Here is a 12756-nt window from a genome sequence, read left to right on the forward strand (position 1 = left end):
AGAATCCATGCGTAAAAAACTAAAAAATAATCACTAAATTTAACCACAGATGAATCGATTTTGAGCACTTACTTTGCTATGCTCACTTTCATCCGCTGCGAGTGGCTCACTTTATCCGTCCTATCCAGTCTATCACCTCGCGGATTATAGACCACGCCCACAGCTCTATTGCCCATTGTTTTTAGATTTTTTTCCTTTCGATCTTCTTCATCAAAAATGATATAAAAGCTGTCCTGATCAACTTGATTCAACTTGTATTCTATACTATTGGGAATAGCAGGTGGAATGGTCATTTCCTTCATTGGAGCTCCCCAGCTCGAACCTGCCATCACCTTTCCCTCATAAGTGGTAAAACCGATCAAGAACACATTAGCATCTCCCAATCCTTCTCGGGTAAGTTGACCAATGTTCTTTTGGCCTGCACTTCGCATGTTGGTATATTCCGCATCGCCAATATGCGTATTGTGCGCCCAAACAATGCCCTTGGAATGTTCACCATAAAGATTCAATAATTCATTGACGGTGCCATGCATGTGATGAACTCGTGAATTCCATGAACCGGGTCCTCTTGAAGCAACACTTTCCCTGTAGAATTCCTCAGCATTCTGTACGACAATCGCATTTTGCAGCAAATAAAAATAAGCGTCATCTGAAAGTTCTGATAACTTCTTTCGATTGTTCCTTATGTAATCCACCACATTTTTTGTAGCCGTTGTACATGCATCCTTCCCAGCGTTCACCGCATGGGCATAACTCCAACTATCTCCCTTGTGCGGCTCAAAGCATTTATATTGATCTTTCACATAGTGATAGGTAGTCTGGTCAGTTGTTTTAAGCAAATCCAAAACTTCTTTTTTGGAATTCCATTCATCATAAACATCCATCCCGTAAAAGCCTACTTTCCTATCTTGAGGCAATTTGTCGTTATGATTGCGGAGCCATTCGGCCAATGCTACAACCTCTTCATTGGACCACATCCAAGTTGGCCATCGGTTGAGTTTTAATAAAACTTCTTTGGCAGATTTCGCAGCTCCATCCAAATTTTTCACATAGAGATTGAGATGGTATAAACTAGCAAAATCACCTTCTACCGCAATAAAACTGAAGCCTTGTTCTGATATCAATCGTCGACTGATTTTATCTCGCCATAAATAGTATTCATGGGTGCCGTGACTTGCTTCACCCAATAACACCAATTCCTTATCGGCAGCTGCAGCAATTAGTCTGTCCAAACTTTGATCTCCTTCAAGAGGAATAGCTTTTTGTCTCATATCTTGTGCTGAAGAAAGCATACTGCCAAACACTAATAAAAACCCTAAAAAGTATGTTGATAGTAACTGATTCATATGAGAATCAAGATAATGAATATTAATGTGCTTATCAAGTAAACCAGAGGGGATTATCTCGTCTGTATATATAAGATTCTGCAAAGAACACTTAAAAACCTGCAAACATTGTCCCTTCCAGATTTAGGGAGATCTCTACTGAGTGCTATACTTCGTTAGATTGTACGTCAACCCTAGTGCCTAGTAACCACATAAGAATACCACCAGTTATAAACATCCATATGGCATAGGCTGCAGTTGGAATGCTCATTTCAAAATTGTTTAATATCGATGTAGCAATCACGATGGCCAAGGTTCCATTTTGAATACCACTTTCCACTGAGATGGAAATGGCACTCTTTAAATCCAATTTGAACAATCGAGCCGTTAGATATCCCAATCCCATAGTAAGGATATTTAACAATAAAGTAGGCAGTCCCACTTCTTTCATTGCTGTGCCCAAGATGTTGAAATTTGCAGCCAATACAGCAAAAAAGACGATAATGAAAATTACAGTCGAAGCAATACGCATTGGTTTTTCCATTCGTCTGGCAAAGTCTGGCTTCAATCTGCGAATGAACATGCCAATTGAAATTGGAATGATGGTGATTCCCATTATTTGAATGATGGTATTTAATATAGGGAGCTTGATGGTGACACCGGTGTCAGTGCCAAAATAAGCTAAGGCAAAAGACAAAACAAACGGAATTGTAAAGACACAGATAATACTTGAAATAGCAGTTAACGTCACTGATAATGCGATATTTCCTCTACAAACCTGTGTGATCAGATTGCTCGTTGGGCCTCCGGGACAAGTGGCCAAAATCATTAAACCTACTGCCATTACAGGATGTAGATTAAAAGCTAGAGCTAACGAAAATCCTATTATTGGCAAAAATATAAGCTGATTGCCAAGACCAATTAAAATGGCTTTCGGATTTTTTAGGATCCTACTGAAATCGGTAAGCATCAAGGTCATTCCCATGCCCAGCATAATGATGGCAAGAGATAATGGTAAAAATATGTTGCTTATGATTTCAGCTGCTGTCATAGGTTGATTGATTAGATTTTATTTTGCCCATAGGTCATGTAAGCAACACATTTTGCCTAAGGTAAATTATAAGCACAAGAGGCTAACATACTAAAAATAGAGCGAATTATCGAAAAATAAGACATACAGTGCTTTTCGAAATAATAAATTTAAGTTGAAAAAAGTCAAAACGCATAGTGCTTTGAAATTGCGTTATGAATAATTTTTCAGGATTAAGTCTAACGACGATTTTCAACTGAGATAATGTTTTTTCCGACATGGATAAGTCCGATTGGGGTTGTAGTGTGATTTTTTCCAGACAGAGCCATTTACCATAAAAAAAACAATCCCACATCCAATCTTCCATACAGTTTTATCGTGGCTGCAGAATAGACAGATGAGCTGTGGGTGTTATGATAAAACACGTTACCCTGTCATCAAATGTGATGAACCCCTGGTTTTATCTAATTCGTTTGTACTTTATACAGTTCTTTGGAAGCCTGTTCATATTTATCACCTTTGTTCCATACGGGGGTCTGTCTGTCATTAGCAATATTGCGACCTGCCAGTACATAAGCTTGAAAGAATTTTAGCAAATAATCATAATCTAAGGTATCTGCCTCGTCTCCTGCTTGATGATAGTATTTGGTCACGTCACCATCAAACGAGGTAAAGCCTAGAGAGAATGTAGGCGCTGGAATTCCCTTTTGAGCGAAATTGACGTTATCACTTCTATCAAATAGGCCTTGCTCTTCGGCGGGATCCTCAATGGCTCTTAACCCAAAGGCTTTAGCGGCACTCACGATATTGTCTTCGGCTGTAGTTCGGGTCAGACCTACTACAGATATCACTGAAGTATCGTTATAACCTGCATTATCACTATTAAAGCAATACACCATTTGGTTTAAGGGTAATACTGGGTTTTCAACATAATAACTGCTTCCCAGAAGACCTCTTTCTTCTCCAGTAAAAAGAATAAACAATGCCGAGCGTTTTGTTGGATATTTGGCTAAGTTTTTGGCCATGCTCAACACGGTAGTTGTACCAACAGCATTGTCTCTTGCACCGTTATAAATAGAATCTCCAGTTGCGTCCGGCCGACCAATTCCTATATGATCATAATGTGCAGAATAAATGATGTATTCATTTTTAAGCTTTGCATCGGTACCTTCAACTACACCTATAACATTTTGGGAGATCACCGCTTCCTCATGTTTTTCGCCAATAGCAATTGCAGAACTGATTGTTCTGGCTGCACTTAACTGTTCAGCCTTTTTCCCATCTTTATCTAAAACCCAAACATAGACGATATCGCTATTGCTGTTTTTATCATTATCATCCATATCAACGCTCAGGGTCGGCTCATTAAAATTGTGATCAATAAATCTCCAGGTCCCATCGTCAACATTCATCAACTCAATAATAGCGGCCACGCCATGTTCATTGGCCAATTTTTCTTTGGTGGGACGCAATCTAAATGCCGCTCTTCCATCGTTTGTTTCAGGACTCCCCGCCTTTACAATAACCACCTTACCTTTGACATCCTTTCCTTTATAATCATCAATTAAACCATAGTTTAAAAAAATAGCATCTTGGTTTGATGCCATTGCAGCAGCATGAATAACTACGTAGTCAGTAATAACTTGGTCATTTATTACTATGGATACATCCTTTGGAGGGAATTTGCGTTTAAGTTTTACTTCTTGATAATAGGTTCCGGTTTTTGGGTTAGGTTTTACACCATAACGACGAAAGCTATTGGCTAAATATGAAGCTGCAATTTTGAGCTCAGGAGAACCCGTTTCTCGTCCTTTTAAAAGATCATCAGCCAAAAAATAAATATGACCTTCAATCTCAGACTTGCTAATGGTTTCTGATACTTTTTCAATTTCGGTTTGTGCAGTCAGGGTAAAAATACATCCAAGCGCGAGTAATAATGCCAATTTTTTCATTCTAATGATTTAATGTGAGTTATTGTTTTATACCTTTTACCATTACACCCCACGTTTTCATCGTATTAATGACGATGTTAAGGGTTTCGTTAAGCGGGTAATCAACTAATTTAGTGAAAACAAACCGAATAGAAAATAAAGCCAGGCACCCAGCTGGACTTTAGCTCTAACAAATTCAGGTCAGTTATAGAATTGTGTTATCGCTTTTATTTTTCGACCCACTCCCGAAACGCCGCTGTGTTGCTCTGACTGGTTTTGAGATGATTTTTATGATCTTTCAATTTTATGGCCAGTACGTTTTTAGAATAGCGCTCTATTTTTTCGATGTGTGGTTTATTGACCAGTTGGCTACGGTTGATTCTGAAAAAATCTGAAGGATTGAGCTGTTCTTCTATTTCTTTCAAAGTAGATTCTGTAAGCAAGTGGTTTTTACCTTTGGTATCATAGGCGAAAACGACGCCTTCACTAGCAGCGAAAAAAATAATATTTTCGGTATCTAAAAAGTAAATCCCTTGATTGGTGTTTATAGAAAATCTTTTTTTGTAGGATTTTTCTACGATGTTTTGTTTAATAAGGGCTTTAATATTGGCCATCCAATTGTTCTCCTCAGATTCTTGATCCCGACCTGTCACGCTTTTGGCGTGAAACAACAGAAATTTATCCCAAGCTTTTTGGAACCGATCCTTAGAAAACGGTTTCAAGAGATAGGCGATGCCGTTACTCTCAAAAGCATCCATCCAGAATTGGTCATAGGCCGTAGTGAAAATAATGGGGCAGGAAATTGAGACCTGATGATAAATTTCAAAAGCATTGCCGTCCAATAATTCGATGTCTGAAAAAATCAAATCCACCTGATTGTTTTTAAGAAATTCCACAGAACGATCAACAGTATCGATTTCGTCCTTAATTTGGGTTGGTGTATCCAATTCCGCAATAAATCTTTTCAGTTTTTTTCTTGCGGGAATTTCGTCTTCTATGATGAGGATTCGTATCATTTATGAGATGGATGAATAAAGGGAATAGTGACCCAGAAGGCGTCCGCAGATTGATGTATCCCAATCGTCTTTTTGGTCAGCAATCGGTATTGTTCTTTTAAATTGTTCAATGCTCGACCTGATAAGGTTTTACTATTCTTTTTTAAGTTGAGGGTATTTGAAACCGTGATTTTATCTGCAACGCTTATAGCAATGACAACCGGATGTTCTGCTGTTCCTAAATTATGTTTTACGGCATTTTCAATCAGCAATTGCAAGGTTAAAGGTGCAATGAAACCAATACCGTTTTTGCTTTCGATATTCAATTGGTAAGCGTTTCCATATTTATGTTGAATAAGGTTGAAATATTGTTTTGCAAAGACCAATTCTTCTTCAAGTGGGACGATTTCCTTATCTGATGCCTGTAACACATAGCGGTAAATTTCGGCAAATTTATTGAGAAACTCTGATGCTTTGTCCTTGTCCTCTTCAATCAGCTGGTCTAAAATATTGAGATTGTTAAAAAGAAAATGCGGATTAAGCTGTGTCTTAAGTTGATTGATCTTGCTTTCTGCAAGCGCATGATGATACGTTGCCAGTTGTATTTGATGTTTTTTATCTTTTTGGTAATAGTAATAGGCGAGAAAAAAACTGCCATAGATCAAACCGTCTAACCCGCTGCTAATGATTTCAAGGGGGAGCCGTTTTCCACCAAAATTTCTTTCCACGCCACCATAGACAAGAGCCATCACTAATCCTAACATTAGCATTATCAGGACAAAAGACACGATAGACGAACCGAATATCTTCAATATTTCCTGTGTACTGAAAACATCAGACTTTTGCCAGCGTCTGATGAAAAATAGGATGATCGGAAATAGGATGGCGACATTAATCAGGCTGTAAATAAAGGCATCGGGAGTAAAGGTATACACATTCAATTCTCCTTCTGCACTGATCCGATCATAGATGGAGCTTACATAAGCAAACAACATAATGAACAGAAGAAAGTATCGATTTGCGTAAAGTCTGTTAAGGAGTTTTTTCATTACCAATTTGCCGTACAATTTACAAAATAGTCCTGCATTTCTACAGGACCTTTTTTAATTAGATAGTTATTTTTATTTTTCGGGAAATGAAGATATAACATTTCCTTTTTCATCATAAAAGTCAAGCTTGGCATTGTTTTCTTTATCTACGTAAAACATAGCTCTTGGACTCCCATCATCAGCCAAAATAAACAATCCATTGCTTCCAGACCCTGTTTTTCCGAGCATCATACGCGGAACCATCTGAGAGGAGGTCTTACCGGTCTGATCGTTGAACACCAGATTGCTAGTTACAAATCTCTTATCACCTTCCATATGATCTTGAGTAATTAATTGCATAACCTGGTCTCCGTCGAATTGGTCGTAGGTCAAGGACAATCCAGAGCTATGCCCGTTTTCGTTTTTCTGTCCGTCATAGATAAAACCTCCACATTCAATTCCATCTTCATTGAAAAACAGCATTCCCGAGCGTTTTTTTCTAGTCTCGTTTGTGGGCCTTCCGTTGATGTTGTCTTTTCCGTTTGGAAAACGATCCACGTTGGTAATAATCATTTTAACGGTGCCATCTTTTTCAACCACATTGATGCGTTCCACATCGATCTCACTAAATTTTTGATTTCCGCTTGTTTTAAATGCTAAACTCGTAAGCCCAACCATTCCAATTACTGTTGCCACAGCAAATGTTCTTAAAAATATTAATTCTCTGTTCATAATTAAATGTTGTTTTAAATTTTATTGGTGTAAAACTACATCAGAGGTGTTTTAAGTTCAAGAACAAAACAATGAATACAGGAAAAAATCGGATAGGCTAAGGAGAATTAGGGATGAATCCGATCTAAGGTATCATGCCCTGAAATGGATCAATAATTTATATCGGTACTTAAAAAACCACTTCTAAGTCTACGATCAGAGGTCGATGGTCGGAAGTTATAGGTTCGTTTAATAGTTGAATGCTTTTGGTTTTAAATTTTACAAGTTCAGAATTTCTGTAAATCAAATGGTCAATTTCAGCTGTATCTTCTCCTTGAAAACTTAAATTATCATCGCCCTTTTCTACAAAAACAAAACCTTGTTCAGCAAAATACTGCATCGTTGGCGAATCGGGTGTACAATTAAAATCGCCCGTAATAATCGTTGCCTTATCCAAGCTATCTATATAGGCCATCAAAGCTTTTGCCTGATTTAATCGGTTGGCACTTCCTTCGTTGCCACTGATCCAATCAAAATGAACGTTTGCAAATACAATGTTGCAATCTTTGCTTAGAGCTACTTCCTGAATGATTGAAGATCTTGGCTCATGCTTTCCATCGGGCAACTGCAACACTTTTGTAGAAACCAATGGTTTGGCAGATAAAGTTGCCAGGCCGTATTCGCCATTTTGATAATCCATGAATTTACCAAAAGTGCCTTCCATATTTGTTTCTTTAGCCAAATATTCTGTTTGGTTTACACTTTCTGAACGTAAACAGTATTGATCCACTTCCTGCAATCCGCATAAATCTGGGGCTTGCGATTTTATGAGAGCAGCTGCTCGGGATAAGTCCAAAATAGTATCTAATCCTTTTCCGTGTCGGATATTATACGACATGATTTTAAGATCAATAGATTGCTCTTGTTTGAATTTACAGGAGCTGAAAACAATGAAACAACTGAGGATATATACGATTCTTTTCATCTTTATACAATTAACAAGACATCACGAGAGTCTCTAAAATTATGCTAAAAGACTTTCGTAAGCAAGGAAACCAATTGTTTTAGTCAAAACAGAACTATTCAAAATAGACTAAAAGGAATGGTTTACCTACTCTTGGGTACTAGGTGAAGTTAGTTTTATTTGAAAGACGAGTGCTTTAATACACAATTTAATGAAGTCCTTTCTTTCTCAATATCTTTAAGATTCGGTTGTACTCAACTTCGGACAAATTCCAATTGTATCCGTCAAAATTGACCGTATTTGTGAATTGAATGACTACTGCATCGATGTCTTTATGATATTTAGCAATTGTCTGGTAGCCAGGAATTAATCCAGTATGTCCATATTTATAAATAGAAGAGTAAATTTCCTGTTCTTCTTTATCTTTAAATACCGAACCATCATTTAAGGCTCTTATGAAAATCCCCAAATCTTCGGCAGTAGCCAATATCAAGCCGATATTGTCTGTTTTTAAATCGGAATCATATCCAACATAGTAACCACTCATAACATCATCTACGATGACATCGTTTATTGAGCCAAACGTATTAGCCAAGTTTAAGGGCATTAAAATGTCTTCCATTATATATTGAAATGAATTGTAACCGAGCACAGTGTCCATTATTCTTGACAGCAACAAATAATTGGTGTTTGAATATTCATAATCCTTATCAGGTTTAAAACTTGCAGGTAGGTCAAGCACCAAAGTGAGTTTCTCGACATTGGTTTCTTTGGGAGCAACCCAATAATTAAATGTATCTGTGTAATTAGGAATGCCACTACGATGCTGCACCATCATCCTTAAAGTAATCTCATCAGCATATTCAATTCGGCCTACCAAATCAGGTAAATAATCCGCGAGGGTTTTATCCAATGAGAGTTTATGGTTTCTCACTAATTTAGCAATGGTCAAGGCATTATAGAGTTTTCCCAGGCTAGCTATCTTGAATAATGCATGCGGATCGGCAGGGATTTTATTTTCTCTGTTTTTATAACCGGCAGCAAAGTAAGCTGGTTGTTTACGCCCTAAATCTATATATACAATAATTCCGTCAAAACCCATATCTATCGCTTCATTCACTTGCTCTTGGACCGTATCGGGCAATGGCTTTGCCCATGCTTTAACAATAGGCCATGGTACAAAATACAAGGAGGTTATGGTCCCAACAACGAGTAGTATTCTAATGATATTTTTTGTCGACATTTTTTCTAGAGTTTCATCATGACATGTTTCTATTGCTGCTCTATTTCTTTTCTTATAAGGTCTAAGATAGTGTCAAGGTCTCGCATCAATGGCTGAAAATGTGCTTTTTCTGTGGCATAGCATGTAAGGATAAAAATCAATACATTGTTCTCAAATGCTGTGGATTCCAATAGGCCTAAATTACTCATCTCATTTTTCGACTTTGGCAAGCCGAGATCACTATATACACCTGCCTGTTTAAAAACAACGCTTAAACTTGCCTCATTTGTCCTAAACATGTCTATTACTTTTATTCTTTGGCTTGCAAGTTCTTCCTCCTGCTTGGAAACATCTTCTAAAGTGGAAATCCAATTGGTCAAATGTTTTCTTAAATTGGTGTTTTTAAGATTTTTAAGATTACCAGAATTAATCATTTCATAAATGAGCGAAGTATTCGGATTAAATGCAACGTCCTCTGAAAATGTTTGGTACAATAATTTTGAAAACTCAGATTCGGAAGGCAATTCGTTTTTCGAATGGATATATTTTAAAATCTCCTGGGCGCCAGAATAATTTTTATGAATTACGGATATTAATTCTTCTAACTTTAATTTACTTATTTGAAACTCTACTTTTAACCCATGCAAATAGATGTGTTCTACCTTATTATCCATTCGATTTTGATTCCAATTATTGATTTGCAGGGCAATCAATATTCCGATCACCACCAGAATAATTTCACCGATAGCATATTTGAGATATCGAATTGATTTACCTTCCGACAGTAGATTTTTTCTTATTTTCCGAAAAAATGTAATCATAATATTTCTCGAGAAACTGGGGAGTCTCGACCGTTTTTGATAATACAAACGCTACTTGAAACTACAGGTTCCTTCACATATAAAGTAATTGTATCAAGTTATATTCAGACCAAGGAATATGTACGTACCTAAAATTTGATATATTTTTATTTAACTCTACGCTTTAATATCAAGTTTTCCATATGTTTTGTTTTTGTATAGAAAGTGCTGGTCATATAATGCAGCCAATGCTGATTTCCGTGTGCCCTTTATGGTATATTGTACAAGTTAATCATCGAAGGAATCTACTCTTTTTGGTTGATATTTTTTACAAAAAGGTTACCACTTAAAATATATTCCAAGGAGAATATCCGTCCCTTGTTGCAAGTTGACTCATTCCGTCATGCAACAAAGTTGACTTGTTTCCTCAGTATGGTGTCCAATCCCTACATTGTTATTGGAATAATTTTTTATTAATATTCGTATCTATTTTTTATTGGTTGTTCAATACCAGTGCAATTTGGGACCAACAGATTTGGTTATGGATTAAGCTGAGAGTGGTCCAATTGAATACATCTTTCAAAAGGAACCAAAGCTGTAAAGTATGCCGAAAATGGGATGTTTTTATTGATTTAAAGATAAATAATTAATATAAAAGGTGCAAATACCTCTTGGACAGATATGAAGAATTGAAGGGCATTTACTCCAACCCTGAAAAAGCAAAGAAAAAAGATGAATGGAACAAGCCAGTAAAATTTAGGTCTACAAATGAAACCTATCGGGAGAACAGGAACACAAAACCGAATCAGAATGAATTTGAAGCGAAATCAACAAAAACTATATGTTATCACGGGTGATATTCCAGTCCTCTGTTATCGAACCAGCTTGTTGATGTATCATCAAAAGCACCAAGATAATTAATACATATTTCTTCATCATTAGCAATATCACGCAGGGCCACTATATCGACCCTATTATCACCTTTATAGATTTTGTGTGTTGCATTGGCAGGTGCAGCATGGTTATACAATGAGCCAAAGCCTGAGGCAAGACCAACAATATTTTTGTCTCTGTCTATAAAAAAACTATAATTTATCAGAAAGCTTGCCGTTGAAAGATCATAGTCCTCAGGATTAAAAACCACCATCTTACAAGATTCCACAATATCACCGGCAACAATTGGTGCAGAACTGAAAACACCCCTGCCTTTTCCTTGGACTTCCTTAATGTATAATGCACCCTTCATGGTCTGATTTTTTCTAGGATTGTATAAGATAGTTAATCAAAAACATAATTTCAATCGCAATCGAATCAACTAATTTAAGCTTTTTTTGAATGAATGGATTTATGATGATATTAAAACTCAATAGGAGAATTATCATTAAAAGTTCCGTGATAATTGATCGTTATTTCTTTGCCTACTTCAATGTCTACCTTTGCCTTAATTCTTATTGTCTTCTTTTTTTTATGAATAGAATAGGTGGCGTTTGCAGGACACATATGATTATACCAAGATGCAAAGCCCAATCCAACTGCGATAGGCGCTGTTGGATCTGCGATAATAAAATAATAATCGCGCAATGCTGTTTTTGAAAGTAAGTCATAGTCTTCCGCAGAACCAATAAGGAGTGGAGCTATTTCAATCACTTCTCCCTTTTTTATAGGCACATGACTGAACACCCCTAAGCCATGAATTGAGCTAGGTGAAAGGTATAATTCCACAGGTTGGTGTATGATGAACGAACGACTTTTTTTTAAAAGAGAAAGTTTCATTTGTTTTTCTAATTCATCTTAAAATACTAACTTACATCAAGTTACAAAATTACAGAAAATATGAAAAGAATTTTCACCACTATTGGTTCCATGTTAATAATATTGGGATTAAAAGCTCAGGTTCCGGTAAAAAAGGAAACCCAGAAAGCACCAGTCGAACAATCTAAAACCAAGGAATTGCCTAAGGTCGAAAAAAAGACTTTTCCAAAAGTTGGAAAAAAAGAGGTCCCTAAGGTAGAAAACAAAACTGCCCCAAAGGTTGAAAACAAAGCTATGCCAAAGGTTGAAAACAAGGCTTTGCCGAAGGTTGAGAACAAAGCTTTACCTAAGATAGAAAACAAGGCAGTCCCAAAAGTTGAAAACAAAACTTTCCCAAAGGTAGAAAATAAGGCTTTGCCGAAGGTTGAGAACAAAGCTTTACCTAAGATTGAAAACAAAGCTTTGCCAAAAGTTGAAAACAAAGCTTTGCCAAAAGTCGAGAACAAGGCAGTGCCAAAGATTGAACATAAAAGTGGCAATTAATAATTTTATTTTAGGGAGCATCCTAAGTACAATCTTCCATTATAATTTTGATTTAGACGTTGATACTAAAAATCGATAGATCGGTACCCAGAGATAAAAGACCTTGAAACCATAACCACAATTTTTAGAATTCAAAACTTATATCTAAAAACGCATCAAATCTGTAAACATGTTATTTAGGTCATAGTTTTTCCCGAATATGGATTACCTTCAATTTATTGGTTATCTGTTTCCTTTCCCGAAAATCTCACAGATTTACCCAGACTGCCAATTCAATCAAACCTTAACACCGATTCTCATTGTGGCTCATGTCTCTCCCCTATCTACAAACCTGAGTTCGATTGATAATATTTGATTTTTTTGTATAAAAAAAGATAGATTTTTAGTAAATTAAAGTGTTGAAATTTAATTCGTTAATCTAAAAACCTATCCATGATAATCTACTCTAAAGTTAC

Annotated in this window: 12 protein-coding genes; 1 reads left to right on the forward strand and 11 read right to left on the reverse strand. The window is 36.6% G+C overall.

Annotated features, from left to right (window positions below; genetic code table 11):
- Window positions 1-68: 68 nt before the first annotated feature.
- The 11 genes from G6N06_RS19185 to G6N06_RS19235 form a co-directional block, all read right to left on the reverse strand.
- Window positions 69-1346, reverse strand: a complete 1278-nt coding sequence (locus G6N06_RS19185) for an erythromycin esterase family protein (protein ID WP_163518319.1) — start codon at window positions 1344-1346, stop codon at window positions 69-71.
- A 145-nt stretch (window positions 1347-1491) separates the two neighbouring features.
- On the reverse strand, window positions 1492-2376 hold the full coding sequence (locus G6N06_RS19190) for a bile acid:sodium symporter family protein (protein WP_163518320.1): 885 nt from the start codon (window positions 2374-2376) through the stop codon (window positions 1492-1494).
- Window positions 2377-2819: 443 nt separating this feature from the next.
- Window positions 2820-4307 (reverse strand): M28 family peptidase, encoded by a 1488-nt coding sequence (locus G6N06_RS19195; protein ID WP_163518321.1) that lies wholly within the window; start codon window positions 4305-4307, stop codon window positions 2820-2822.
- A 206-nt stretch (window positions 4308-4513) separates the two neighbouring features.
- Window positions 4514-5302, reverse strand: coding sequence for a LytR/AlgR family response regulator transcription factor (locus tag G6N06_RS19200; protein WP_163518322.1), 789 nt, complete (start codon window positions 5300-5302; stop codon window positions 4514-4516).
- Complete coding sequence (locus G6N06_RS19205; protein WP_163518323.1) at window positions 5299-6330, reverse strand: sensor histidine kinase; 1032 nt, start codon at window positions 6328-6330, stop codon at window positions 5299-5301. The genes G6N06_RS19200 and G6N06_RS19205 overlap by 4 nt, the downstream gene beginning before the upstream one ends.
- Window positions 6331-6402: 72 nt before the next feature.
- Window positions 6403-7041 carry a hypothetical protein gene (locus G6N06_RS19210; RefSeq protein ID WP_163518324.1) on the reverse strand — a complete coding sequence of 213 codons (639 nt, stop codon included), beginning with the start codon at window positions 7039-7041 and terminating at the stop codon, window positions 6403-6405.
- 169 nt (window positions 7042-7210) lie between these two features.
- Window positions 7211-8005, reverse strand: a complete 795-nt coding sequence (locus G6N06_RS19215) for an endonuclease/exonuclease/phosphatase family protein (RefSeq protein WP_163518325.1) — start codon at window positions 8003-8005, stop codon at window positions 7211-7213.
- Between the two features lie 187 nt (window positions 8006-8192).
- Window positions 8193-9227 carry a serine hydrolase domain-containing protein gene (locus G6N06_RS19220; protein ID WP_163518326.1) on the reverse strand — a complete coding sequence of 345 codons (1035 nt, stop codon included), beginning with the start codon at window positions 9225-9227 and terminating at the stop codon, window positions 8193-8195.
- A gap of 29 nt (window positions 9228-9256) precedes the next feature.
- Window positions 9257-10027, reverse strand: coding sequence for a DUF6090 family protein (locus tag G6N06_RS19225; protein ID WP_163518327.1), 771 nt, complete (start codon window positions 10025-10027; stop codon window positions 9257-9259).
- Window positions 10028-10853: 826 nt separating this feature from the next.
- Window positions 10854-11252 (reverse strand): SET domain-containing protein-lysine N-methyltransferase, encoded by a 399-nt coding sequence (locus G6N06_RS19230; RefSeq protein WP_163518328.1) that lies wholly within the window; start codon window positions 11250-11252, stop codon window positions 10854-10856.
- Between the two features lie 110 nt (window positions 11253-11362).
- The gene (locus G6N06_RS19235) at window positions 11363-11779 is read right to left on the reverse strand and encodes an SET domain-containing protein-lysine N-methyltransferase (RefSeq protein ID WP_163518329.1); all 417 of its coding nucleotides are present in this window, start codon (window positions 11777-11779) and stop codon (window positions 11363-11365) included.
- Between the two features lie 60 nt (window positions 11780-11839).
- Between G6N06_RS19235 and G6N06_RS19240 the strand changes: the two genes are divergently transcribed.
- A complete protein-coding gene (locus tag G6N06_RS19240; RefSeq protein ID WP_163518330.1) occupies window positions 11840-12301 on the forward strand; it encodes a hypothetical protein in 462 nt (153 codons plus the stop codon).
- The last annotated feature ends 455 nt before the right edge of the window (window positions 12302-12756 follow it).

The organism is Gelidibacter japonicus (assembly GCF_010725055.1).
Lineage (GTDB): Bacteria > Bacteroidota > Bacteroidia > Flavobacteriales > Flavobacteriaceae > Gelidibacter > Gelidibacter japonicus.